Genomic DNA, 22,881 nt, shown 5'->3' with positions numbered 1-22,881 from the left:
ACTGTTTAATCAAGAATCTTCGTAACCCGGTAAATGGATCGTGTTAAGGACCAGGCAGGAACTAGTCTGCTAAAAGCCGATGATAACTTTCCTATAATCACACTTTAATACCTCTGCTTATAGTACTACATGTTTACGATACTAGGTGAGATATCTTGCCCAAATATAAGACATCAGAACAAGTTTTGAGCCTAATGAAGGATAGGACAAGGGTAAGGAATATTGGTATCATTGCACACGTTGATCACGGTAAGACAACCACCAGCGACCAACTATTGGCTGCCTCAGGTATAATTTCACCTAAGGTAGCTGGAGAGGCATTAGCCCTGGACTATCTATCCGTAGAACAACAAAGGGGTATAACTGTTAAGGCAGCCAACGTAAGCTTGTACCACGAAGTTGAGGGTAAAGGTTACGTCATTAACCTGATTGATACTCCCGGACACGTTGATTTCAGCGGAAGGGTAACTAGAAGCCTCAGGGTGTTAGACGGATCCATCGTAGTGGTAGATTCTGTGGAAGGAGTAATGACACAAACTGAGACTGTGTTGAGGCAAAGCCTAGAGGAAAGGGTAAGGCCAATTCTGTTCGTTAATAAGGTGGACAGGCTGGTTAAGGAGTTGAAGTTAGGTCCTCAAGAAATGATGCAGAAGTTAATGGATATCATTAAGGAAGTAAACAATCTCATTAACATATATGCTGAGCCTGAACTAAAGGAGAAATGGGCCATTAATCCAACCTTGGGCAATGTGGTGTTTGGTTCGGCAAAGGACAGGTGGGGCTTTAGTATACCAATGGCTCAGAAAAAGGGCATCAACATGAAACATGTGATTGATGCCTATTCAACTACTGACAAGACAAAGATTAATGAATTAGCGTCTCAAGTACCCATAAACGAGGCACTTCTGGACGCAGTGATTAAGTTTGTACCAAATCCTGTGGACGCTCAGAAGTATAGAATTCCCAAGATATGGAAAGGCGACCTGGATAATGAGCTAGCAAAGTCCATGCTTAACGCGGATCCAAATGGTCCCGTCGTGATGATGATCACAGACATGAAGGTGGATCCACACGCAGGTCTGGTGGCAACAGGTAGGGTATTTTCTGGTACCATTAGGCCAGGTAGCGAGGTCTGGTTAGTCAACGCCAAGGCACCTCAGAAGGTCCTACAGGTCAGCATTTACATGGGTCAGTTTAGGGAGCTAGCAGATGAAATACCAGCAGGAAATATTGCTGCAGTGCTAGGCTTAGAAAGGGCCAGATCCGGTGAGACTCTCATAGACATTAGATATAAAGATCTTCAGGGAAGCTTTGAGAAGCTTCATTACGTCTCAGAGCCCGTGGTAACCATAGCAGTGGAGCCCAAGAATCCAAAGGACTTAACAAAAATGATTGATGCGCTAAGGAAGCTAAGTATTGAGGATCCTAACCTAGTGGTCAAGATTAATGAGGAGACCGGAGAGTATCTCCTCTCTGGAATGGGATTCCTACACGTTGAGGTCTCGTTACAGTTACTAAAGGATAATTATGGCGTTGATGTAGTTACTACTCCACCAATCGTCGTGTATAGGGAGAGTGTAAGGAATAAGAGTCAGGTGTTTGAGGGTAAATCTCCCAACAAGCATAACAAGTTCTACATCAGTGTTGAACCGCTTAATGATAAGACGATTGAACTGATCTCTAACGGTACCATCAAGGAGGACATGGATTCTAAGGAGATGGCCAAGATTCTCAGGGATCAAGCAGACTGGGATTACGACGAGGCCAAGAAAATAATCGCGATTGATGAAAACGTTAATGTACTCATAGATGCCACGAGCGGTGTCCAGCATTTAAGGGAGATAATGGATACAATGCTCCAAGGTTATAGGTTGGCAATGAGAGAAGGGCCTTTAGCCCATGAACCTATCAGGGGAGTAAAGGTTATACTTCACGACGCTACCATACATGAAGATCCTGCACATAGGGGACCTGCCCAAATCTATCCGGCAGTGAGGAATGCCATATTTGCTGCAATGCTCATGTCTAAGCCAACACTCCTAGAGCCACTTCAGAAGCTTGATATAAGGGTTCCGATGGAATTTGTGGGTAATGTAACAGCGGTTCTAAGCAGAAAGAGGGGCAAAGTGCTTAATATGACTCAATCGGGAAGCGTCGCTAGGATACTTGCAGAGATCCCTGTGTCAGAGTCCTACGAGCTAGCCAGTGATCTAAGAGGCTCCACCGGCGGTAGAGCGTTCTGGGGAACCGAGTTCAGTAAATGGGCTCCAGTTCCAGACAGCATCCTTACTGATGTGATTCTGAAGATCAGAGAAAGAAAGGGTCTCCCCAAGGAACTGCCCAAGGTTGAGGACTTCCTGTCGTGAATCGAAATGGAAGAATTCAACCTTTTTGCTGGCTCCAAGGCAATCCTATTTGATTACGATAATACGCTAGTTAACTCTAAACCTGTTTTCAGGAAGGCTATTCAAGCCGTTTCCTCGGATATTTACAATTTTCTAAAGGATAATGCACAAACACTTGTCTCTCCTGAGCTATTGGAGCAGAAGCTTCTCTATATCTCTGAGAAGCTCGACTCAGAGGGAGTTTATGATAGGAACGCCTGGTGGGTAGAGGTTCTGAAAGAGATTGGGATAAATGAGGTTGAGAAGGATCAGCTATTCGAATGGACTAGCCTCTACTGGTCAATCGCAGGAGAGACTCTTCCCTTCGAAGATGCGATGGATATTCTAACCTATCTCAAGCAGAAGGGGTATAAACTAGGCCTTGTTACCAACAGCGACGGTGAGGGTGGAGACAAGAAGTCTAGAATATCAAAGTTTCCCTATATTGACAAGTTTGATATAATAATAATAGGTGGTGAAAATAATGTTAAGCCTAAACCCAGTATCCAGCCCTTCATTCTTGCCTGTGAGGAGCTAAAGGCTAAGGGAAATGAGTGCGTAATGGTTGGAGATGATCCAGTTAAAGATTGCTTAGCTGCCAAGAAGGCCGGACTCAAGAGCATACTTGTAGATCGAGAGAGGTCTGTAAAATATCCTGAATTGTATGCTGATTTTGTAGTGTCAAGTTTAAAGGAGTTAGAGGAGTTCCTGTAAATCTTCGTGTAACCTGTAAATGTAAGAGTTTGTGATTTCCCTATCTAATTCTGATCTATAGCTTGCGAGAAACCCATTTCTCGTTACCTCTATTCCTAGCGCTGGATTGTCCTCTGCGAACATGAACCTGTGTTTCAAGGATTTCCTTACAGCCACCAACTTGTGAAAAAGTGCATATTCAATCCTTCCAGGCAACCCCATGTACCTTCCTAGATATCTGACAAGGTATCTGGGCTCTCTTGGTTTTCCGCTGAGGTTGGTGAGTAGGGATTTCACCTCAGGGGGTAACAGGGAATACTCGTCAAGGAGATCATTTATTAGATCCTGTAGAGAGAATTTGAAATTAGAAGAGAGAGCCTTCAGAGTCTTTATTACATCAGTTTGATCTGTGGAAGTATCTCCTATTCCCAGGGTCACAGATGGTATCCCATTCCTCAATAACTCGAAAGACGCTGACATTGGGGAAATCAGATCACCCTTAATGTCTTGATATCTCATTCCAGGTGAGAGCCCTAAACCTGGGTTATCTCTAACCTCTACTGCCAGATCCCTGTCTGTAAATTTCTTACTAAGTTGCCTAGCCATGTATCCCCAGTAAAGCGATGAAAATCCGGGTGCTCCAGACTCCATTCCAGATATACAAAGGTATTCCCATTGGTTACTAGGGTCATTTAGCTCTCGGAAAATTTTCGCTGACACTACCCAGCTTTTACTTTTGCTAAGCCATGTATCGTGATTGGAGACCAGAAGGAGTTTTTTGGACCTTTCTCTTCCATTTTTTATCGCATGGATAGCGTAAGCGTCTACGATCCTTGCCTTGGTTTCGAGATTTATCTCCACCAGATTCCCTTTCTTAGGATTTGCACCTTTTATCGATATCAGACCCAGTGGGGGTTCCGAGGCTCCAGACTGTAGGTAAGGAGGCGAAATCGAGACAGTCTCGACTTGTGTTAATAGTAAGGCTTCACAACCAAACCTCTTGGCCAGAATAATGTCGTAATAAACATCGAACCTCGAGTTACCCCTATTTACAAGTACTGTGTCTTTCCTACAGTCTTCAGGATTCTCCACTACGTGTCCTCTGATATACGAGGTAGGCGAGTATGGTAGTGCCTGATGTTCTACCCTTTCACCGTTTATGGTTACCAGAGAATGGTTAACCTCCCACGTTAATATCCTCTCCCTGTAGACCTTAATTTCATCGCTGACGTCTTCTAAGATTTCTCTTAGTCTCCCTATCCTTCTTCCCTCGTTTATATCGCCTGCTAACCCATGATCAATGCTCATTATTCTAACCTTGTTAACTTAATCGATAGTCTACATGTACAAAATAAATCAAGTTTTTCCGCACCCCGGAATTTATGAGGTACTATTGGGTACCACTGGAGTCTCTGACAACATCTCCCCTGTGGGCTTGAGATACTTCAAGGAGTATAGGTTGAGGCTATACGAGGGATCTATTACCTCTAGAAATATCTCCGTGCATCCTTATTGCTCCATCCTCATAACTCAGGACCCAACTCTCTTTTATGAAGGCCTAAACGGCAGTTTAAGGCCTACCTCCTTCATGTATGGTTTACCCGTAATAGACGTTTCGTGCGTATTCATTGCAAAGTGTAATCTCGAGGCTCTGGGAAACCCCAGTGAGTACACGTTAAATTTTCTAGAATTTAAGGGAGAATGCAGGGAAAAATCCTTTTCTAGAGGAGATGGGTTATTCGTGGATCTCCTTGTCCATTTGACAAGGTTGGATATCCTACCCCAAGAGAGGGAAAAGTTGCTTGAAATAATGAGCTATGAGATAGGCGTGATTAAAAGAACTAGTCCGTACCTGGAGGGATACCTCCGAGAGATCTTGGAGACGCTGAGGTCAAAAGGATATAAGCTTGATTAGGTATGCCAACCCATGTTTAGGGTTTCGGTAATTCCGGGCGATGGAGTAGGACCAGAAATATTTTTTGCAAGTAAGAAAATCTTAGCGAAACTTGTGGAAACGTACTCTCTCGGAATAGAGTTTATTGAGGTGGAGGCTGGGGATTCGGCTCAAGCCAAGTACGGGGAGGCATTGCCAAAGAATACCCTCAAGGTAATAGAGTCGTCTGACATGATACTTAAGGGCCCAGTGGGCGAGTCAGCCATGGACGTAGTGGTAAAGTTAAGGCAGATGTATGATATGTATGCCAATCTAAGGCCTGCTAAATCACTTCCAGGAGTTCCCAACAAATATGGAAACGTAGATGTACTAATAGTTAGGGAGAACACTGAGGATCTCTATAAGGGGTTCGAGCATGAAATCTCAGAAGGAGTCGCTGTTGGACTTAAGGTGATATCAGCTATGGCTTCCACCAGGATAGCCAACGTTGCGCTGGATTATGCAAAGAGGAGAAGAAACAAGGTTACCTGCGTTCACAAGGCTAACGTGATGAGGATAACAGATGGGTTGTTTGCAAGGTCCTGTCGTTCCGTGCTAAAGGGAAAGGTCGAATATAACGAGATGTACGTAGATGCGGCAGCGGCGAATTTAGTGAAGGACCCAAACATGTTTGACGTCATTGTCACCACGAACATGTACGGAGATATACTGAGCGACGAGGCTTCACAAATAGCTGGAAGCTTAGGCTTGGCTCCCTCGGCAAACATTGGGGAAAGGAAGTCGCTATTTGAACCCGTTCATGGAGCTGCCTTCGACATAGCTGGGAAGGGAATTGTGAACCCAACAGCTTTTCTGCTCTCCGTGAGTATGATGCTGGAACGCATGTATCAACTAAGTAAGGATCAGAGATATTTACAGGCCTCGCAATCACTTACTAACTCGATTTACAAGGTTTATAGCGAGGGTAAAAATCTCACGCCCGATGTGGGTGGAAGCTCCAAGTTAAGCGACATAGTTGACGCGATATATTCGAAGCTAACATAGTGTTTTTAAATTCATACAATGAAAACCCTTTCGTGTCAGACTTATCTCCAGTGAGGCCCCTTCAATCGAAATTTGAACCATTGAAGATAGAAAAAGAGGTTTCAGATTTTTGGGTTGAGAAAAAAGTTTACAAGGCCTTAAAGGAATACAACGGGAAATTTACAAAGAAATTCCTTTTCATAGATGGACCACCTTATCCATCTGCACCCATACCCCATATAGGCACTATTTGGAATAAGGTAATCAAGGATTCCATCTTAAGATACAAGAGACTTGAAGGTTATAGGGTTCATGACCAGCCAGGTTATGACACCCACGGATTGCCCATTGAGGTGGCCGTTGAGAGGAAGTTAAATATTTCTCAAAAAAGGGATATATATGATAAGATAGGTGTAGAGAAATTTGTCCAGCTCTGTAGAGATTTTGCACTAACTAATCTGAATTCCATGTCCGAGAATTTCAAGAATGTCGGCGTGTTCATGGATTGGGAGAATCCCTATCTTACCTTGGATTCAACGTTTATCAGCAACTCATGGGCCGTGATAAAGAAGGCACATGAGAAGGGGTTACTGGCAAGGGATGTTCAAGTTTTGCACTGGTGTCCAAGGTGCGAAACGACGTTATCAGATTACGAGGTGTCCGAGTACAAGGATATTGAGGATCCTTCCATATACGTCAAGTTTAAGGTAGTGGGATCCCAGAACAAGTTCCTGGTTATATGGACCACAACCCCATGGACCTTGCCCTCTAACGTCTTTGTGATGATAAACAAGGACTACAAGTATGCTGAGGTTGAGGCAAACGGTGAGGTCTATATTATCGCAGAGCAAAGAGTGGAGGCGGTAATGAAGGAGGCTAAGATACAGAAGTTCAAGGTCCTTAGAACGTTCAAGGGAGAGGAGATTCTTGGACTTCGCTATGAACACCCATTACGGGACATAGTACCTGCACAGCACAACATTGACCAATATCACGTTGTGGTAGACGCGGGAGATAGGGTAACCCTGGAGGACGGTACTGGGCTAGTGCACTCTGCGCCAGGGCACGGTGATGTGGATTTTGAGATAGGCAAGTCCAATGGAATGCCTGTGGTGATGCTGGTAAATGACAGAGGTCAGTTCACTGAAATGGCAGGAAAGTACGCTAACATGAATGTCAGAGACTCGGCTAACGTGATAATTCAGGACCTGAAAGAGAGAGGCGCCCTTCTTCATGCTGGTAAGATAGTTCACCGTTATCCTATTTGCTGGAGATGTAAATCTCCACTAATATTGAGGGCAATAGACCAGTGGTTTATTAGGGTCACCAAGTTAAAGGATAAACTACAATCAGAGATAGACAGAGTTAACTGGATACCCTCTTGGGGGAGGACGAGAATAGGGAATATGGTTGCCGAACTCAGGGACTGGGTGATAAGTAGGCAGAGGTTTTGGGGAAATCCGCTTCCCATATGGGTATGTGAAAATGGGCATGTGAACGTAGTTGGGAGCGTGGAGGAACTAAAGAAGGTGGCCTTAAATGAGGTTCCCGAAGATCTTCATAAGCCTTGGATAGATAACGTTGTTATTCGATGTGAGAAATGCGGGGCCAAAGCTAAGAGAGTTCCTGATGTAGCGGATGTCTGGTTTGACAGCGGCGTAGCCTTCTTTTCCAGCCTAGGAAAAGACTGGATGAGCAAGTGGAAGGAGTTAGGCCCAGTGGACTTAGTTTTAGAAGGCCATGATCAATTAAGGGGTTGGTTCTTCAGCCTCCTTAGATCGGGAGTTATCTTAGATGATAGGGCTCCCTATGAGGCAGTATTAGTTCATGGTTTCATGCTTGACGAGCAGGGAAGGGAGATGCACAAGAGCCTAGGTAATTACGTTGAACCTTCTGTTGTAATCGAGAAATATGGAAGAGATGTACTAAGGCTAATGCTATTGAGAAATACCACATGGGAGGACGTCAAGTTTTCTGAGAAAAACCTCGAACTATCACAAAGAGACCTGCAAATTATATGGAACGTATTCCTCTTTACCTCAATGTACATGAACCTAGACAACTTTAGTCCCACGAAGATGAGCCTCGAGGAGGCGTTGAAATATGCTAGGGTGGAGGATAGATGGATAGTGTCGAGATTTTACAATATGCGGTCTAGGGTTAGCGAGGCGATGAGGGATTACAAGGTTCATGAGTTAGCCAATGAACTGGTAAGATTCATGATAGAGGACATAAGCAGATTCTACTTGAGGCTTGTGAGGAAGAGGGCCTGGGAGGAAGGATTAAGCCAAGATAAGCTGGTCCTCTACACTATCTTGTATTATATAATGCGTGAATGGTTGATAATGGCCTCAGCCGTCGTTCCATATTTCGCCGAGAAAGTATATCAGACCTTTGTGGTTAACGACAAGAAACTATCTGTCTCCATGGAAATCTTAGGAGATGTGAGGAAAGACTTGATTGACAATGGGCTCGAAGCCACGGTGGAATTAATGAAAGCCATCTCTGAGGCTAGCTTGAACGCTAGGGCAAAGGCCAACATTAAACTTAGATGGCCAGTATCAGTTGCCCACGTTTTCTTAAAGGACTCTGGCTTAATAGCTAAGCTCGATGAGAACAAGGAGCTATTAAAGACCCTCCTCAACTCCAAGGAAGTTAGATTCTACGATATGGCGAAGTTTTACGAGTTCAGTCAGTTGAAGATAGAGCCAGATAAGGGAGCCATAGGGAAGGAGTACAAAAGGTTGTCCCCTAGGATCGTACAATACGTGGAGAGCAATAAGGAGGTCATAGCTAAGGATATCCTTGAAAAGGGGTTCCACACGGTGTTTATAGATGACACGGAGGTAAAACTATCCACAACACATCTAAGAATTACAGAGGAAGTGAAGCCAGAATATACCAGCGGATCCTTTGAGAGCGGGGTTGTACTCATACCTAGGGAGATTAGCGGTAAGGAAGAGGAGGAAGGAATAGTCAGAGATGTGATAAGGAGAATACAATATATGAGAAAATTAATGAACTTAAATGTAACCGATTACATAATTGTCAGTATAGTCCCTCCACAGGATAGAGCTGAGGTTCTGGAAAAATTCAGGGACTACATCTCTGCGGAGACCAGGTCTAAGGAAGTTATCATAGGACAACAGGAGGGAGACCAGATTACCACCTGGGACATAGATGGAGAAGAATATACAATAGGTATAAGAAAGGTTCAGTAGATGTTTCCCTTTCCCAGGGCTCACCCCCTTAATGTAGCTATCTATCCTGATATGTTTACCTTGAAAAACAACCTTACGGTTTTTACCCTGGAGGTTTCTGACGTAATTAGGGCTTTGGTTGAGTTCAGGGTCACAAGGCTCTACCTAGTGGATCGGGGCGAACGTTCGCACTTGTCTAGGATAAGGAAGCTCATGACATATGCTATGACCCCTCCTTACCTTAAAAGGAATATAGGGATAGACCCGGACCTCAGCAAGGCAGGTTTACTTCAGCCTATTAATACTCCCTATCATGCTGTATCTAATGTTCCTGTAGAGGGGGAGATAAGACTGGTCCAGCGGGGGAATAGTGGTCTGAAGGGTTGTGAAGGGAAGAACGGTTTCATGCTAGTGGTTAACTCTGAGAAATGCAAAGCATTGAGGTACACTTCACCCTTCTATGAAGGACCATCAATTGAGACCATCTCTGAACTAGATTTAGGCAAGATTAACAACGTCGTAATAGCTAGCAGATCTGGTCTTGATCCTTTGGAGAGTATCGGTACCCTAAGATCTATGTATCAAAGTCATGGCATTACGCTTTTAATAGGACCCCCAAGCGGAGGTATAAAGTCATTGTTCAAGGCCTATCCATCCTTTAACTTCATACGTAAACAAGGGGTATCCGACGTTAGGTCTAAGGAGGCCTTAATTGCAAGTCTCACTGTACTAAATTTTATCTTAATGTGAGACAATTGTCTACTCAGTTATCTCATATCCAGCTAAATCGTACTTTAAGGGTGTTCGATTTCAGGGGGTTGGGGATCTAATATTATGTCCTCATAGTTGGGCATCAAATTTATTATTGGTCATCGATCTGATGTGATAGGAGAAGGGGTATAGGATGGGACATAGAAAGTTATCCTCGCCAAGGAGAGGATCAGCCGGATTAAGACCCAGAAAAAGATCAGAGGAGCTTTTACCATCTCCAAGATCTTATCCTGAAGTGAACTTACCCAATCCCGTAACTCTTGGGTTTGTGGGATATAAGGTGGGCATGACCCACATCTTTATGATAGACGAAGATAGATCCTCGTCTATGTTTGGGAAGGAGATTTATGTCCCCGTTACTGTTCTGGAGACTCCACCCATTTACGTTCTTGCGTTAAGAGCTTATGGGTTAAACAATAGGGGAGAACATTCAGTAATGGGCGAAGTGTGGGGGGACCTGGGAGACTTTGGCAAGTTCATCACTAGAAGAATAAGGGGATTAAAGATTGATAAAGAGAAGAAGGAACATCAGTTAAAGGACATTGAGTCTAACCTTGAGAGCGTTAGCTACTTTAGGCTTCTCGTTTCAACCCAACCGCATCTTATTCCAGCCCTTGGTAAGAAAACTCCGGATATTGTAGAGGTTCAGATAGGTGGTGGAAACACAAAAAGCCAACTCGAGTATGGTTTAAAGCTTCTCGGCAATACTCTTTCAGTAAGGGACGTCTTCAAAGAAGGTCAGCTTATGGATATAATAGGTGTGACCAAGGGACATGGTTTTCAAGGTGTGATCAAGAGGTACGGAGTACAGGAGTTACCTAGATGGCATAAACATAGGAAAGGTAGCAGGAAGGTTGGTACAAAAGGTCCATCTTTGGGAACTCCAAGTTATGTTCCTCAGCCAGGTCAGATGGGATTCCACAGGAGAACCGAGTACAACAAGAGGATCCTGAAGATATCAGACGATACCAAGTTGATAAACCCCAAGGGTGGTTTCGTGAGATATGGACTAGTCAAGAATACCTACCTTCTAGTTCAAGGCTCCACGATAGGATCCATAAAGAGACCTCTCTTCCTGAGGTACCCCATCAGGCCTTATTCCACACAACTTCCGGTTCCGAAGGTTACCTATGTGGATGTGAACAGTAAGCAGGGGTGAAATGAGTGTATACAACTCTTTTAGAAAAAAGTACAAAAGTATTGGATCTATCAGGAAACAAGGTAAAGGACGTTCAGCTACCTTTAATCTTTAGTTATCCTGTAAGGAAGGACCTAATAAGGAGGGCATTTCACTCGTCATTTACGCAAGGTCTACAGCCTAAAGGAAGGGATCCAATGGCTGGCAAGAGAACCACAGCTAAAAGTTTTGGTATAAACCTAGGTTTGGCGAGGGTTCCACGTATAAGGGGAGCAGGTGAGGGTGCACTAGCCCCTAATACAGTGGGAGGAAGATTGGCTTTTCCCCCGTCTCCTAGGGAAAGAGTAAAGGAAGACATAAACGAGAAGGAAAAGAGGTTAGCCGTGATAAGCGCGTTGGCCTCTACTACTATAAAGGAGATTGTAACAAATAGAGGACACAGGTTTACGGGTGATCTACCCCTAGTTGTGGTCGATGATCTTGGAGGTATCAGGAAGACAGCAGAGCTAGAGGAGATCTTGATTAAGCTAGGACTGGAACAGGAATTAGAAAGGGCCTCTTACAAGAGAATAAGAGCAGGTAAGGGGAAGATGAGAGGGAGAAAGTATAAGCGTACGGTCGGACCATTACTTGTTGTTCATGATCCCAAACTGCCTATTGTGGAGGCAGCCCTAAACTTGCCAGGCGTAGATGTAGTCTCAGCTAAAGATGTGAGTGTAATTCATCTGGCACCAGGAGGACATGCGGGTAGATTAGTAATTTATACCGAATCTGCCCTTAAGGTTCTCCAGGATAGATTTAAGGGGCTGATAAAATGATCAAAGAAAGTATTTCCACGGAGAAGTCGGTTAGATTGTTAGAATCAAATAATACGCTAGTTCTCGTAGTAGATAGGGAGGACAATAAGGCAACTATAAAGAGTGAAGTGGAGAAGGCGTTTGGAGTGAAGGTGGAGAAAGTTAACGTGGTGATAACACCTAGAGGTGAGAAGAAGGCGTATGTCAAGCTGGCGCCTGAATACAAGGCGTCAGAAATAGCCCAGAAGCTTGGAATTCTTTAGGTGATTTAAATGGGTAAGAAACTTTTACAACAAAGAGCAGGAAGAGGAAACATAAATTTCCGAAACCCAGGTTGGTTAAGGGTAGGAAAGGTCAGATATCCAACTATAACCGGGCATCATATCGCTAAGGTTGTTGATATTTTGCATAATCCTGGAATGACAGAACCAGTGGCAAAGGTTAAGTTAGATACTGGTATTCAGTTCTTCATTCCTGCCGTTCAGGGATTAATATCAGGTCAAAAAATAGAGGTTGGAGAGGGCTCCCCAGCATCCTTGGGTAACATAGTTCCAGCGAAAGATCTACCTGAGGGTGTGTATGTATCTAACGTGGAACTTCATAGAGGAGATGGTGGAAGATACGCAAGAACGGCTGGATCATATGCAATTGTAGTGGGGAAATCTGAGGGAAAAGTTATTCTAAGGTTACCCTCTGGAAAGATAAAGGAGATAGATGAGAACGCTTTGGTCACTGTGGGAACTGTGGCAGGCGGAGGAGTCTTAGAGAAACCTCTTCTAAAGGCCGGAAATAATTACTGGAAGTATAAGGTCAAAGCAACAAAGTGGCCTGATGTTAGAGGTGTTGCGATGAACGTTGTGTCTCATCCACACGGAGGAGGTCTTCATCAGAGCGTTAGCAGGTCTAGCACTGTGGCTAGGAATACCCCGCCAGGCAGAAAGGTTGGACATATTGCAGCACGTAGAACGGGTAGGAGGGATAGGAAGTGAACTTAAATAATACTAGGGGGGATGATCTGTAGATGTCAGTGGAGATTCCTGCCGAGTGGAAGAAGTTTAGGTATAGGGGCAAATCATTAGAAGAATTGTTGAACATGCCAATGGACGATTTTATCAAGTTGTTACCCGCCAGACAGAGAAGATCTTTGAGGAAGGGTTTTACTCCTTCAGAAAGGACTTTAATTGAAAAGATCAGGAAAATCAGAAGGGATTCAAAGGCAGACAAGCCGATTAAGACCCATGTGAGAAGTCTGGTAATTTTACCGGAGATGGTAGGTTTGAAATTTGCAGTATATAATGGCAAGCAATTCGTTGAGTTTCAAGTGGTGCCTGAGATGATAGGGCATTATCTAGGTGAGTTCTCTATACCGATCCAGAAGGTAGAACATGGAGAACCTGGCCTTAAGGCTACAAGATCCAGCCTCTTCATGGCCATGAAAGGGTGAAGAAAATGGCAGCATGGAATTATCCTATTCTATCCCTTGATGATAGTAGAGTTGGTAAAGCAGTGATTAGAAATGCTCCTGTTTCGATAAAGGATCTCTATAATGTGTGCAAGGCAATTAGAGGAATGAATGTTAAGGAAGCCCAGGCTTTCCTCCAGAGAGTTATGGAGGAGAAGGAGGCCTTGCCATACTGGAGATATGACCACGGTGCTTCTCACAAGTCAAATATCTCAAGAAAATGGAAAGTCAAAAGTGGCAGATATCCTAAAAAGGCTATAAAGTATGTAAACAAGGCCCTAGAGAACGCATTGGCTAATGCGCAAGGAAAGGGATTGGATGAGGATAAACTCAAGGTTGTCCATATAGCAGCGCATAAGGGCATTATTATAAAGAGATTTATGCCTAGGGCGTTTGGTAGGGCCACTAAGAAATACAACAGGACTTCTCACATAGAGGTTATAGTTGGTGAGGTGTAGAGGTTGGTTGATATAAAGAAATACTTCCTTCAAAAGTCCATGACAAGAGTAATGGTAGATGAGTTCTTAGCAAAGGAATATTATAACGCTGAATATGCTGGTTCTGAGATCAGCAAGACTCCCATGGGTACTAGAGTTACAATCTATGCGGGTAGACCAGCGATCATTATAGGTAAAGATGGAAAGACAATAAAGAGGTTGGCCCAAATATTGGAGAAGTACTTTAACCTAGAGAATCCTCAGATCACTGTAACTCAGCCGGAGAAACCAGAGCTGAACGCTAGGGTAATGGCGTTCAGGCTAGCGGTGACCCTTGAGAAGGGATATCACTTCCGAAGAGCTGCCTTCATGACAATCAGGAGGATAATGAACGCTGGAGCCCTTGGAGCAGAGGTGATAGTTAGCGGAAAGATTACTTCAGAGAGAGCTAAGTTCGAGAAGCTTAAGGAGGGAATAGTCTACAAGACCGGCAATAACCTAGATGTAATGGTGGACAGGGCCATAGCCATAGCCACACTCAAGATGGGAATATATGGTGTTGAGGTGGTTATAACGAAGCCCCTGAGGACCATAGATAAAATTTCGCTTAAACAAACTGCAGGCACTAGTACTGGGGGCGAATCTGGAGAAGTTAGGGTAACAAATGTGAGGATAATTGATGAGACCCAAAACGTTAAACTTGAGGAACAATTAGGAGGCGCGGAAAATGACCAAAAGAGTCAGTGAACTCAGGAAATTAAGCGAAGAGGACCTAAAGAAACGCCTAGAAGAGCTCAAGGCTGATCTTCTCAAGAGAAAGGCCGAGGCGAGGATGGGAACGATCAAGAACACTTCCTCGATAAGGAATATAAGGAAAGATATAGCCCGTATATACACTATACTTTCAGAAAAAAAGAGAAATGAGAAAAAATAGATTTTTAGAGTATGATCTAATAGGGAAAAGAGTAAGGATTTTAACTAATTCTGATCCCTCCTTGGTTGGGAGGGAAGGAATAATAATTCTGGAAACCGAGAAAACCTTTCTCGTTAAGGCAGGGGACAACGCATTTTCCGTATATAAACCCAATGGAATTTATGAGATAGATTTTAAAAGACGTCGATTAACTATATGTGGCGACGCCTTGATAGGCAAGCCGATAAAAAGGTTGAGGTGATTTCATGTCTCAAGTAAAAACAAAAAACGTGGGCATTCCTGGGATCACTCCTCCTAGTAGGGAGTGTGAGGACGAGGATTGCCCATTCCATGGGAGTTTAAAGGTTAGAGGTACTCTAATTGAGGGTACCTTGGTTAAGAATAGGGCACCCAAGATGGGTGTGATCGAAAGAACTTACCTGTTCTACGATCATAAATACAAGAGATATGAAAGAAGAACGAGCAGAATTCATGCGAGAGTTCCCAGTTGTCTGGACGTCAAGGAAGGAGACAGAGTTATAATAGGGGAAACTAGACCCCTATCTAAATCGGTTTCCTTCGTAGTTCTAGGCAAGAGGTGAAAATGAATGCCAGAAAAAATGCAGGTATTAGGATCGAGGAAGGGCCTAACTCCCGCAGTTCAAAACTATACTATGGTAAATGTGTCTGACAACAGTGGCGCTAAGGAGGCCATGATCATTAGTGTCTTCGGCTATAGAGGTGCTCTAAGGAGAGTACCTTACGCAAACGTAGGCGATCTTGTGATGGTATCTGTTAGGAAAGGAGCCCCTGACGTCAGAAAGCAGAAGTTTAAGGCAGTGGTAATAAGGCAGAGAATGCCCTTCAGAAGGCCAGATGGTACTTGGATCTCGTTCGATGATAATGCAGTAGTTATTGTAAACCCAGATGGTACAGCAAAGGGAACAGAGATAAGAGGTCCAGTAGCAAGGGAAGCTGCAGAAAGATGGCCAAAGGTAGCTAGCCTGGCTACCTTAATAGTTTAGGTGATTTCGATGGTATCGTCTAAACTGATTGCCCCTCTTTCCGATGAGCTAGCGAAGGAATATGGAATGAAAAGAATCGGTATAAGGAAGGATGATACTGTGAGAGTAATGAGGGGAGATAATTACGGCTTTGAGGGAAAGGTGACTCAGGTGTTCCCTGAGTCTGGTAGAATAGCTATTGAAGGTCTGACTAGGAAGAAGGCAGACGGCACTCCAGTCTACATTAAGATTCACGCTTCTAAGGTAGAAATTACTAAGTTGAATACAAACGATCCAAGGAGGAAAGACATTATAAATAGGAAAGCTTCAAGGCAGAAAGAGGAGCAAGGAGGTAAGGCTCAATGACTCATATTACTAGATTAGAGGCTCCCTGGTTCTTAAGAGCGAGTAAAAAGGAGTATAAATGGACCGTTAGAGCCTCGCCTGGTCCCCATCCGTTAGGCAAGAGTATCCCACTAGGTTTACTTCTGAGGGATTATCTCGCGTTTACTTCTTCGCTTAAGGAATCTAAGAAGATAATTTCAGACGGTAAGGTGCTAGTGGATGGAAGAGTAAGACGTGATTACAAATATCCTGTAGGTTTGATGGATGTGATTGCTATTCCTCATGCTGACCTATATTTGAGAATAGTTCCAGATCGTGCTAGGCTTCTTAAACCTGTAAAGATCTCGGAAGAGGAAAGTAAATTCAAACTCGTAAGGTTGCTGAACAAAACGCTCGTGAAGGGGGGTTTACTTCAATTTAATCTCGAAGATGGGAGGAACCTTTTGATAAGCAAGGAGTCCACTGAAATGTTCAAGCTTCCTACCCTGACAACCTTAAAGATATCAATTCCAAACCAGGAGATTTTAGGTGTGTATGGGTTTAAGGAAAATGTATATGTTATGGCTGTAGGTGGAAAGAACGCAGGAATCATAGGTCAATTAAAGAGAATTCAGACCTCTCCTTACAAGACCAGGCGTTACTCCATTGTTGTAATTAGAAGCCCAGACGGTTCTGAATACGAGACTAACCTTGAAAATGCAATGGTTATAGGAGAGGAAAAACCTGAGGTGAAGGTGGAGTAAAATGGAGCAGGTAACTAAACAAAATCCAATGAGAAATGTGAGGATCGCCAAGGTAACGGTAAACATTGGACTTGGTGAATCGGGAGAGAGGTTGCAAAAAGCTTACCAATTAGTGGAAGAGCTAACAGGAGCTAAGCCAGTTTACACAAAGGCTAAGAAATCCATTAAGGAGTTTGATGTGAGAAAGGGAGCTCCGATCGGTGTAATGGTGACTTTACGTGATGAAAAGGCTGAGGAATTCCTAAAAAGAGTGCTGGCTGCCGTTAATTATAAGATTAAAGCCAGTAGCTTTGATAAGCACGGAAATGTAAGTTTCGGTATTGCAGAACATGTGGTGATTCCAGGCACACGTTATGATCCTGAGGTGGGTATATTCGGACTTGATGTGGCCATAACATTTGAGCGCCCAGGTTTCAGAGTAAGCAGGAGAAAAAGACAGAAATCAAGGATTCCAGATTCCGTGAGGGTAAGGAAGGAAGAAGCAATGAAGTTCCTCACGGAAAACTTTGGGGTTACTATTGTTTAAGGTGATATGAATGGGTAAGTATAAACCACCGGCTGAAAGGAAACATGGAAAGGGAGTCCAATATTGTAGAAGGTGTGGAAGCACAGACTCTGTAATACAGAAATACGGGATATATTTATGCAGGCAATGTTTCAGAGAAGTTGCATATCCATTAGGGTTCAAGAGGTTGAGGTGAGATAGATGACGGTAATCAACACTTTGTCAAACGCTTTAAGCTCCCTGTATAATAACGAGATGAGAAGAAATAAGCAAGCAATTATAATGCCCTCGTCTAAATTGATAGTAAATGTTCTGCGTGTAATGCAAAAAGAGGGATATGTAGGAGAATTTGAGTACATTGACGATGGTAGATGGGGCAAGATTCTAGTACAATTAATGGGCAGAATCAATAAGTGTGGTGCTATAACTCCTCGTTACTCCTTGACTTACAGGGAAATGATCAGTCTTCCAGATTACATCAGGAGATATCTGCCATCCAAGGAGATTGGCGTAATAATAGTTTCAACGCCAAAGGGAGTTATGACCCATAAGGAGGCAGCAAGGCAAAGAACGGGAGGAATTGTCCTGGGTTATGTATATTGAGGTGAAAGTATGCAGATGGTATCCTTCAGAGAGGAAATACAAATACCTTCTGGGATAACAGTTAACATTGATGGTAAGACGGTGAAGGTAAAGGGGAAGAAGGGTGAACTATCAAGAGACTTCTCCTTTGCCAAATTCCTTACCATTTCCCTTGAGGATGGCAAAATAATACTAGAGGGATCCTTCCTGGGGAGAAGGGAGAAGGCCACAGCATATAGTATTGTAAAGCATATCAAGAACATGTTCACTGGGGTTCAAAATGGATACAGATATTATCTGAAGATAATATTTACTCATTTCCCAATAACTGTAAAGGTTGTTAACGATGAGGTTCAGATCACTAACTTAATTGGAGAGAAGAATATTAGAGTGGCCAAGATAATGCCAGGCGTTAAGGTGACGGTTAAAGGAGAGGATATAGTGGTTGAAGGGATTGATCTAGAAAAGGTATCGCAGACCGCTGCTAATATTGAGACAGTAACTAAAATCAGAGATTTCGATAGGAGGATATTCTCAGATGGGATTTATATTTACAAGAAAGAGGTGATCTCGTAATGAACGGTAAAACTAGTTTAAGTAGGAAAAAGATATATAAAATGAAATTGAAACATAAGGCTCTGTTGCCTAAATTCCTTAGGTATGATTGGGATAAGTACTTTAGACTGGAGAGGCAAGAAAGGTGGAGAAGGACAAGAGGTCAAGATAATAAAACCAGGCTAAGGATAAAGGGATTTCCGAAACCTGTCATGGTAGGCTTTAGGAGCCCTAAGCTCATTAGATATCTTCATCCTACAGGTTTGAGAGAAGTTATAGTGAATAACGTCTATGAAGTGGAACAACTCAAGGAATCAAAGGACAGAGTTATTCTAAGGATTTCTGGAAAAGTCGGTCTTAAGAAAAGGTTAGAAATAATAAGTAAGGCCAAGGAATTGGGATTTCGTGTAGCTAATGGTGAGTAAACATGGCAGAGCTTGAACTTCAGAAAAGGCTCGCAGCTGATATAAAGAATGCTGGAGTTAGTAGGGTAAGGATACCACCAGAGCATGTCGATGAGGTAGCAGGTGCATTAACTAGGGAAGAAATAAAGAGGCTCATAAAGGATGGTAAGATTGTAATTCTTTCTACCCGTGGGAATAGTAGAGGAAGAGTAAAGGAGAGGAGACGCAGTAGGAAAAGAAAGGGTGAAGGCAGAAGAACAGGAAGTAAAAAGGGTAGAAAGGGGGCTAGAACTGGTAAAAAGGAGGAATGGATTGTCAAGATTAGAAAGATAAGAAGATACTTGCAATGGTTAAGAGATCATGAAATTATAGATACAAGGACCTATAGAACCTTATACATTAAGGCCAAGGGAGGCACATTTAAGAACCTCAATGACGTAAAGACTTTGCTCAAACAGATGGGCAAGATAAAGGAGTGATGATAGATGGCACATGGTCCAAATTACAAGGTTAAGTATAGAAGGAGAAGAGAAGGCAAAACCAACTATTACAGAAGGTACACTTACGTATTAAATAGATCGGATAGGGTAGTAGTTAGGTTGACAAATAAGTATGTAATTGTTCAGTTCGTTAAATTTGACCCTAAGGGTGACATAACAGTGGCTGCAGCTCATTCAAGAGAACTTATGAAGTTTGGTTGGAAGGGGGATGAGAACAACTCGACTGCCTGTTATCTAACAGGTTATCTGGCAGGCCTTAGAGCTAAGAAGGCAGGAATGACCAGCGCTAGCGCGGATCTGGGATTGTTCACTCCAACTAAGGGGGCCAGGATATTCTATGTATTGAAAGGAGTTATTGACAGTGGCGTCAAGGTCCCCATGGGCGATGTTGGGGTTAATAATGATAGGTTAGCAGGAAAGCATATTGCTGAATACGCTAAGAAGCTTGAGCAAGAGGATCCGGATAAATATAGAAGGTTATTCTCAAGGTATCTGGCTAGGGGTCTTGACCCTAAGGATCTACCCTCCCATTTCAAGGAGGTTCTAAATTCTATTAAATCAGGTGAGAAGTGATGGCTGAGGAAGTACCTGTTTCAAATGTAGAGGAGTGGAAACCCAGGACCAAAATTGGTCAGTTGGTTAAAGAGGGCAAGATAACTTCAATTAAGGAGCTCTACGCAAGGAACATGAGTATAGCAGAACCTGAAATTATTGATGTTCTATTGCCTAACATGAAGTATGAGGTAATTGATATAGGAATGGTACAGAAGCAAACAGATGCTGGTGAACTATCCAGGTACAAGGTTCTCGTAGTAATGGGGAATTACGATGGTTATGTGAGCATAGGCGTGGGTAAGTCTAAACAGTTGAGGGTGGCCATTCAAAAGGCAATTAGAGACGCAAAAATGCATGTTATACCTGTTAGAAGAGGATGTGGAAGCTGGGAGTGTACTTGTGGTGAATCACATAGCTTACCTTTCCTTGTCTCAGGTAAGTCAGGTAGCGCGGAGGTTGTGTTGAGGCCTGCACCTAAGGGAACAGGTTTAGTAGCTGGAGGAGTATTAAAGACCTTGCTGACCTATGCTGGAATAAAGGATGTCTGGTCATTTAGTAGGGGAGAGACAAGAACAACGGACAATTTCATCATGGCAGGCTATAGAGCTCTCTATAATACGTATAAATTCGTAACCCCAGTTGATTGGGCAAGGAGAAGGTGAAGGTTTTATGTCGTCTATCCTTATTGTAAGGATAAGGGGAAGCGCCTCAACCCCCTGGGATCTTCAGGAGGTTCTGGAGATGCTTAGGTTAAGTAAACAGTATAGCGCAATGGTGTATCCAAAGCAGGATGATATTGTAGGAATGGTGAGGAAGGTTCAGTCTTACGTTACCTGGGGAGAGCTTAACATGGACGGAGCAAAGGCGTTAATGTCAAGAATAGAGACCGTTAAAGGCGCACTAGATCAATCCTTTATTGAAAAGGAGCTGGGGCTATCAACGGAAGACTTCATTAAGAAATTAGTAGACGGAGAACTAAAATTAAACTCTATTCCCTCTATAAAACTTCCCATAAGACTTCATCCACCTAGGAAGGGATTCAAAGGGAAGATAAACTCCTTTATTGGATCGGGAGGAGAGCTAGGTTACAGAGGAGAAAAGATTAATGAACTTGTAAGGAGGATGGTGTAAGATGGTAGTTAGGCGTGCAAAGAAATCGAGGAAAATGAGAGCCCATAGAACAATGGGCTGGGGAACAAAGGGACAGCACAGGGACAGGGGAGCTGAGGGTGGAAGACATGTAGGAATGCATAAGGAAAAATGGTCCTGGATAGTAAAGTATGGTAAGGATTGGTACGGGAAGCATGGGTTCGTTAATCCCACATCCAAGAAGTTGAATGCGATATCATTGAGAAAGCTTGGAGAGCTTATAGAGTCTGGTAAGATTCAGGTTACCAACAAAGATGGGAAGCTCGAGGTAGATCTTGAGAAACTAGGATATGACAAATTACTAGGAGGAGGTCAGGTTAAGACTCCCTTAATAGTGAAAGTAGCCGTTGCAACCAATAAAGCAAAAGAGAAAATAGAAAAATCTGGTGGGCAAGTTATTTTAACCCCCCAGAGCTAACTGTTTTGATTAGTTCATGTCACTTACTGACGCGCTAGCCAAGTTGGGTCAGGTTCTCCCAGCAGTTACTAAGCCAGAGGAAAAACCAACGTTAAACAAGAAACTGCTATGGTCCATAGTGGGAGTAGTAGTCTATCTATTAATGTCATCTGTTCCCCTTTATGGGATCCAGAGTACTGCCCTAAGTAACTTCCTCTTGGAACAAGTAATATTTGCGTCTACCGCTGGCACGTTAGCCCAGCTTGGAATTGGACCCATAATCACTGCCGGACTAATAATGCAAATACTTGTTGGATCTAAACTGCTCAATCTTAACTTAAACGATGAAGAAGATAAGGCAAAGTTCACAGAAGCACAGAAGGGGTTAGCCTTTCTTTTCATCATGTTGGAGTCATTTCTATTTGCATTTGCATTGACTAGGTCAAGTGGATTGTCCAATATCAATATTCCGTTAATTGTCGCTGGGCAATTGATTGTTGCAACTTACCTTATACTATTACTGGATGAATTAATTCAGAAAGGTTGGGGACTAGGCTCTGGAGTAAGCTTGTTCATCCTTGCTGGAACAATGAAAATAATATTCTGGTATATGTTTGGAATTGTGAACGTTCAATCTCAAAATCTCCCTGTCGGATTCTTCCCGTCGCTCGTCACAACCATAATCGACCACGGCAACCTACTTAATTTGGTGGTGAACACCACGAAATCTTTTCAACCCGACTTAGTGGGGCTGGTTACTACAATAGGTCTAATATTTCTAATAATATATCTGACTTCCATAAATGTTCAAATACCTATTACCTCTCAGAAACTAAGGGGAATAAGAAGAACGATTCCGCTCAACTTCCTTTATGTCAGTAGCATACCCGTTATATTTGTAAGTGTTCTTGGTGCAGATATTGAACTTTTCTCTTCCTTAACCTCTTATATATCATCCTCTGCTAGCAGTGTTCTAAACGCAATCCAATCTGCATTTATATTTCCACCACCTAGCACCACAATACCTCACAGTGTCTACGCTGTGGTACTAGACCCAGTAGGCGCAGTGATTTATTCTGTAGTTTTCATCGTGTTAGGTATACTCTTTGGAATAGTATGGGTAGAGGTATCTGGTCTTGATCCTGCCACTCAAGCTCAAAACCTTGTTGATGCTGGGATAGAGATCCCTGGCATGAGGAACAATCCAAAGATGATAGAGGCTGTATTGGCCAAGTATATCTATCCTCTAGCCTTCTTTAGTTCCCTAATAGTCAGTGTGATAGCGGTAGGGGCTACGCTTTTAGGAGTATACGGAACTGGTGTTGGAATACTCTTGGCGGTGTCCATAGCGATGCAGTATTACAGTCTATTAGCATACGAAAGATCTATAGAGATGTACCCCTTGTTAAAGAGATTGATAGGTGAATAGT

At 43.1% G+C, this 22,881-nt stretch carries 31 protein-coding genes; 30 read left to right on the top strand and 1 reads right to left on the bottom strand.

Annotated elements, in window-relative coordinates:
* Positions 1 to 155 precede the first annotated feature (155 nt).
* Together ACI49J_RS11450 and ACI49J_RS11445 are read left to right on the top strand one after the other, a co-directional pair.
* Entirely contained in the window at positions 156 to 2,366 is a 2,211-nt protein-coding gene (locus ACI49J_RS11450) for an elongation factor EF-2 (protein ID WP_011921230.1), read from the top strand.
* Positions 2,367 to 2,372: 6 nt separating this feature from the next.
* Positions 2,373 to 3,098, top strand: a complete 726-nt coding sequence (locus tag ACI49J_RS11445; protein WP_240255206.1) for an HAD family hydrolase — start codon at positions 2,373 to 2,375, stop codon at positions 3,096 to 3,098.
* Here the strand turns inward: ACI49J_RS11445 and ACI49J_RS11440 are convergent.
* On the bottom strand, positions 3,081 to 4,385 hold the full coding sequence (locus tag ACI49J_RS11440; RefSeq protein ID WP_240255208.1) for a hypothetical protein: 1,305 nt from the start codon (positions 4,383 to 4,385) through the stop codon (positions 3,081 to 3,083). The two genes, ACI49J_RS11445 and ACI49J_RS11440, sit on opposite strands and share 18 nt — an antisense overlap.
* Positions 4,386 to 4,419: 34 nt before the next feature.
* Here ACI49J_RS11440 and ACI49J_RS11435 point away from each other — a divergent pair, with 34 nt between their 5' ends.
* From ACI49J_RS11435 to secY, 28 genes are all read left to right on the top strand, one after another.
* On the top strand, positions 4,420 to 4,992 hold the full coding sequence (locus ACI49J_RS11435) for a DUF447 domain-containing protein (protein ID WP_240255211.1): 573 nt from the start codon (positions 4,420 to 4,422) through the stop codon (positions 4,990 to 4,992).
* Between the two features lie 12 nt (positions 4,993 to 5,004).
* The gene (locus ACI49J_RS11430) at positions 5,005 to 6,015 is read left to right on the top strand and encodes an isocitrate/isopropylmalate family dehydrogenase (protein WP_240255213.1); all 1,011 of its coding nucleotides are present in this window, start codon (positions 5,005 to 5,007) and stop codon (positions 6,013 to 6,015) included.
* A gap of 50 nt (positions 6,016 to 6,065) precedes the next feature.
* Complete coding sequence (ileS, locus tag ACI49J_RS11425) at positions 6,066 to 9,215, top strand: isoleucine--tRNA ligase (RefSeq protein ID WP_240255250.1); 3,150 nt, start codon at positions 6,066 to 6,068, stop codon at positions 9,213 to 9,215.
* On the top strand, positions 9,216 to 9,944 hold the full coding sequence (locus ACI49J_RS11420; RefSeq protein ID WP_011921236.1) for a putative RNA uridine N3 methyltransferase: 729 nt from the start codon (positions 9,216 to 9,218) through the stop codon (positions 9,942 to 9,944). It begins immediately after the preceding gene.
* 154 nt (positions 9,945 to 10,098) lie between these two features.
* On the top strand, positions 10,099 to 11,124 hold the full coding sequence (locus ACI49J_RS11415) for a 50S ribosomal protein L3 (RefSeq protein WP_240255215.1): 1,026 nt from the start codon (positions 10,099 to 10,101) through the stop codon (positions 11,122 to 11,124).
* A gap of 5 nt (positions 11,125 to 11,129) precedes the next feature.
* Positions 11,130 to 11,921, top strand: a complete 792-nt coding sequence (gene rpl4p / locus ACI49J_RS11410) for a 50S ribosomal protein L4 (RefSeq protein WP_240255217.1) — start codon at positions 11,130 to 11,132, stop codon at positions 11,919 to 11,921.
* Positions 11,918 to 12,163 carry a 50S ribosomal protein L23 gene (locus ACI49J_RS11405; RefSeq protein WP_011921239.1) on the top strand — a complete coding sequence of 82 codons (246 nt, stop codon included), beginning with the start codon at positions 11,918 to 11,920 and terminating at the stop codon, positions 12,161 to 12,163. Before rpl4p ends, ACI49J_RS11405 begins: the two co-directional genes overlap by 4 nt.
* Positions 12,164 to 12,172: 9 nt before the next feature.
* Complete coding sequence (locus ACI49J_RS11400) at positions 12,173 to 12,889, top strand: 50S ribosomal protein L2 (RefSeq protein WP_011921240.1); 717 nt, start codon at positions 12,173 to 12,175, stop codon at positions 12,887 to 12,889.
* A 32-nt stretch (positions 12,890 to 12,921) separates the two neighbouring features.
* Complete coding sequence (locus ACI49J_RS11395) at positions 12,922 to 13,344, top strand: 30S ribosomal protein S19 (RefSeq protein WP_011921241.1); 423 nt, start codon at positions 12,922 to 12,924, stop codon at positions 13,342 to 13,344.
* 5 nt (positions 13,345 to 13,349) lie between these two features.
* Entirely contained in the window at positions 13,350 to 13,820 is a 471-nt protein-coding gene (locus ACI49J_RS11390; RefSeq protein WP_011921242.1) for a 50S ribosomal protein L22, read from the top strand.
* A 3-nt stretch (positions 13,821 to 13,823) separates the two neighbouring features.
* Positions 13,824 to 14,546, top strand: coding sequence for a 30S ribosomal protein S3 (locus tag ACI49J_RS11385; protein ID WP_011921243.1), 723 nt, complete (start codon positions 13,824 to 13,826; stop codon positions 14,544 to 14,546).
* Positions 14,527 to 14,733, top strand: coding sequence for a 50S ribosomal protein L29 (gene rpmC / locus ACI49J_RS11380; protein ID WP_011921244.1), 207 nt, complete (start codon positions 14,527 to 14,529; stop codon positions 14,731 to 14,733). The genes ACI49J_RS11385 and rpmC overlap by 20 nt, the downstream gene beginning before the upstream one ends.
* Positions 14,720 to 14,974: a ribonuclease P protein subunit gene (locus ACI49J_RS11375; protein ID WP_240255219.1), complete on the top strand. Its 255-nt coding sequence runs from the start codon at positions 14,720 to 14,722 to the stop codon at positions 14,972 to 14,974. Before rpmC ends, ACI49J_RS11375 begins: the two co-directional genes overlap by 14 nt.
* Positions 14,975 to 14,978: 4 nt before the next feature.
* Positions 14,979 to 15,314, top strand: coding sequence for a 30S ribosomal protein S17 (locus ACI49J_RS11370; protein ID WP_011921246.1), 336 nt, complete (start codon positions 14,979 to 14,981; stop codon positions 15,312 to 15,314).
* 6 nt (positions 15,315 to 15,320) lie between these two features.
* Complete coding sequence (locus tag ACI49J_RS11365; RefSeq protein WP_011921247.1) at positions 15,321 to 15,737, top strand: 50S ribosomal protein L14; 417 nt, start codon at positions 15,321 to 15,323, stop codon at positions 15,735 to 15,737.
* A gap of 9 nt (positions 15,738 to 15,746) precedes the next feature.
* On the top strand, positions 15,747 to 16,082 hold the full coding sequence (rplX, locus tag ACI49J_RS11360) for a 50S ribosomal protein L24 (RefSeq protein WP_011921248.1): 336 nt from the start codon (positions 15,747 to 15,749) through the stop codon (positions 16,080 to 16,082).
* Positions 16,079 to 16,804: a 30S ribosomal protein S4e gene (locus tag ACI49J_RS11355; protein WP_011921249.1), complete on the top strand. Its 726-nt coding sequence runs from the start codon at positions 16,079 to 16,081 to the stop codon at positions 16,802 to 16,804. Before rplX ends, ACI49J_RS11355 begins: the two co-directional genes overlap by 4 nt.
* Position 16,805: 1 nt before the next feature.
* Complete coding sequence (locus ACI49J_RS11350; protein ID WP_011921250.1) at positions 16,806 to 17,330, top strand: 50S ribosomal protein L5; 525 nt, start codon at positions 16,806 to 16,808, stop codon at positions 17,328 to 17,330.
* A gap of 10 nt (positions 17,331 to 17,340) precedes the next feature.
* On the top strand, positions 17,341 to 17,505 hold the full coding sequence (locus ACI49J_RS11345; protein ID WP_011921251.1) for a 30S ribosomal protein S14: 165 nt from the start codon (positions 17,341 to 17,343) through the stop codon (positions 17,503 to 17,505).
* 5 nt (positions 17,506 to 17,510) lie between these two features.
* The gene (locus ACI49J_RS11340) at positions 17,511 to 17,912 is read left to right on the top strand and encodes a 30S ribosomal protein S8 (protein ID WP_011921252.1); all 402 of its coding nucleotides are present in this window, start codon (positions 17,511 to 17,513) and stop codon (positions 17,910 to 17,912) included.
* Positions 17,913 to 17,921: 9 nt separating this feature from the next.
* Positions 17,922 to 18,467, top strand: coding sequence for a 50S ribosomal protein L6 (locus ACI49J_RS11335; protein WP_240255221.1), 546 nt, complete (start codon positions 17,922 to 17,924; stop codon positions 18,465 to 18,467).
* Entirely contained in the window at positions 18,467 to 18,871 is a 405-nt protein-coding gene (locus ACI49J_RS11330; RefSeq protein ID WP_240255223.1) for a 50S ribosomal protein L32e, read from the top strand. Before ACI49J_RS11335 ends, ACI49J_RS11330 begins: the two co-directional genes overlap by 1 nt.
* A 2-nt stretch (positions 18,872 to 18,873) precedes the next feature.
* On the top strand, positions 18,874 to 19,329 hold the full coding sequence (locus ACI49J_RS11325) for a 50S ribosomal protein L19e (protein WP_011921255.1): 456 nt from the start codon (positions 18,874 to 18,876) through the stop codon (positions 19,327 to 19,329).
* Between the two features lie 6 nt (positions 19,330 to 19,335).
* Entirely contained in the window at positions 19,336 to 19,923 is a 588-nt protein-coding gene (locus ACI49J_RS11320) for a 50S ribosomal protein L18 (protein WP_240255225.1), read from the top strand.
* The gene (locus ACI49J_RS11315) at positions 19,923 to 20,567 is read left to right on the top strand and encodes a 30S ribosomal protein S5 (RefSeq protein ID WP_011921257.1); all 645 of its coding nucleotides are present in this window, start codon (positions 19,923 to 19,925) and stop codon (positions 20,565 to 20,567) included. The genes ACI49J_RS11320 and ACI49J_RS11315 overlap by 1 nt, the downstream gene beginning before the upstream one ends.
* Before the next feature lie 7 nt (positions 20,568 to 20,574).
* On the top strand, positions 20,575 to 21,036 hold the full coding sequence (locus tag ACI49J_RS11310; protein WP_240255227.1) for a 50S ribosomal protein L30: 462 nt from the start codon (positions 20,575 to 20,577) through the stop codon (positions 21,034 to 21,036).
* A 1-nt stretch (position 21,037) separates the two neighbouring features.
* Positions 21,038 to 21,472 carry an uL15 family ribosomal protein gene (locus ACI49J_RS11305; RefSeq protein ID WP_240255229.1) on the top strand — a complete coding sequence of 145 codons (435 nt, stop codon included), beginning with the start codon at positions 21,038 to 21,040 and terminating at the stop codon, positions 21,470 to 21,472.
* Positions 21,473 to 21,488: 16 nt separating this feature from the next.
* The gene (secY, locus tag ACI49J_RS11300) at positions 21,489 to 22,880 is read left to right on the top strand and encodes a preprotein translocase subunit SecY (RefSeq protein ID WP_240255231.1); all 1,392 of its coding nucleotides are present in this window, start codon (positions 21,489 to 21,491) and stop codon (positions 22,878 to 22,880) included.
* Position 22,881 lies beyond the last annotated feature (1 nt).

It is taken from the genome of Metallosphaera sp. D4-4 (assembly GCF_046245145.1).
Taxonomy (GTDB): Archaea; Thermoproteota; Thermoprotei_A; order Sulfolobales; family Sulfolobaceae; genus Metallosphaera; species Metallosphaera sedula.
The sequence above is the reverse complement of the archived record's forward strand: the minus strand, read 5'-3'. Positions and strand labels throughout refer to the sequence as shown.

Coding starts and splice junctions, on each gene's coding strand:
- ACI49J_RS11405 (WP_011921239.1), top strand. CDS start 11,918: ATGATCAAAGAAAGTATTTCCACGGAGAAGTCGGTTAGATTGTTAGAA.
- rplX (WP_011921248.1), top strand. CDS start 15,747: ATGGTATCGTCTAAACTGATTGCCCCTCTTTCCGATGAGCTAGCGAAG.
- ACI49J_RS11315 (WP_011921257.1), top strand. CDS start 19,923: ATGGCTGAGGAAGTACCTGTTTCAAATGTAGAGGAGTGGAAACCCAGG.
- rpmC (WP_011921244.1), top strand. CDS start 14,527: ATGACCAAAAGAGTCAGTGAACTCAGGAAATTAAGCGAAGAGGACCTA.
- ACI49J_RS11420 (WP_011921236.1), top strand. CDS start 9,216: ATGTTTCCCTTTCCCAGGGCTCACCCCCTTAATGTAGCTATCTATCCT.
- ACI49J_RS11440 (WP_240255208.1), bottom strand. CDS start 4,385: ATGAGCATTGATCATGGGTTAGCAGGCGATATAAACGAGGGAAGAAGG.
- ACI49J_RS11365 (WP_011921247.1), top strand. CDS start 15,321: ATGCCAGAAAAAATGCAGGTATTAGGATCGAGGAAGGGCCTAACTCCC.
- ACI49J_RS11310 (WP_240255227.1), top strand. CDS start 20,575: ATGTCGTCTATCCTTATTGTAAGGATAAGGGGAAGCGCCTCAACCCCC.
- ACI49J_RS11375 (WP_240255219.1), top strand. CDS start 14,720: ATGAGAAAAAATAGATTTTTAGAGTATGATCTAATAGGGAAAAGAGTA.
- ACI49J_RS11330 (WP_240255223.1), top strand. CDS start 18,467: ATGAACGGTAAAACTAGTTTAAGTAGGAAAAAGATATATAAAATGAAA.
- ACI49J_RS11340 (WP_011921252.1), top strand. CDS start 17,511: ATGACGGTAATCAACACTTTGTCAAACGCTTTAAGCTCCCTGTATAAT.
- ACI49J_RS11355 (WP_011921249.1), top strand. CDS start 16,079: ATGACTCATATTACTAGATTAGAGGCTCCCTGGTTCTTAAGAGCGAGT.
- ACI49J_RS11335 (WP_240255221.1), top strand. CDS start 17,922: ATGCAGATGGTATCCTTCAGAGAGGAAATACAAATACCTTCTGGGATA.
- ACI49J_RS11435 (WP_240255211.1), top strand. CDS start 4,420: ATGTACAAAATAAATCAAGTTTTTCCGCACCCCGGAATTTATGAGGTA.
- ACI49J_RS11390 (WP_011921242.1), top strand. CDS start 13,350: ATGGCAGCATGGAATTATCCTATTCTATCCCTTGATGATAGTAGAGTT.
- ACI49J_RS11325 (WP_011921255.1), top strand. CDS start 18,874: ATGGCAGAGCTTGAACTTCAGAAAAGGCTCGCAGCTGATATAAAGAAT.
- ACI49J_RS11345 (WP_011921251.1), top strand. CDS start 17,341: ATGGGTAAGTATAAACCACCGGCTGAAAGGAAACATGGAAAGGGAGTC.
- ACI49J_RS11320 (WP_240255225.1), top strand. CDS start 19,336: ATGGCACATGGTCCAAATTACAAGGTTAAGTATAGAAGGAGAAGAGAA.
- secY (WP_240255231.1), top strand. CDS start 21,489: ATGTCACTTACTGACGCGCTAGCCAAGTTGGGTCAGGTTCTCCCAGCA.
- ACI49J_RS11395 (WP_011921241.1), top strand. CDS start 12,922: ATGTCAGTGGAGATTCCTGCCGAGTGGAAGAAGTTTAGGTATAGGGGC.
- ACI49J_RS11305 (WP_240255229.1), top strand. CDS start 21,038: ATGGTAGTTAGGCGTGCAAAGAAATCGAGGAAAATGAGAGCCCATAGA.
- ACI49J_RS11400 (WP_011921240.1), top strand. CDS start 12,173: ATGGGTAAGAAACTTTTACAACAAAGAGCAGGAAGAGGAAACATAAAT.
- ACI49J_RS11350 (WP_011921250.1), top strand. CDS start 16,806: ATGGAGCAGGTAACTAAACAAAATCCAATGAGAAATGTGAGGATCGCC.
- ACI49J_RS11415 (WP_240255215.1), top strand. CDS start 10,099: ATGGGACATAGAAAGTTATCCTCGCCAAGGAGAGGATCAGCCGGATTA.
- ACI49J_RS11430 (WP_240255213.1), top strand. CDS start 5,005: ATGTTTAGGGTTTCGGTAATTCCGGGCGATGGAGTAGGACCAGAAATA.
- ACI49J_RS11445 (WP_240255206.1), top strand. CDS start 2,373: ATGGAAGAATTCAACCTTTTTGCTGGCTCCAAGGCAATCCTATTTGAT.
- ACI49J_RS11370 (WP_011921246.1), top strand. CDS start 14,979: ATGTCTCAAGTAAAAACAAAAAACGTGGGCATTCCTGGGATCACTCCT.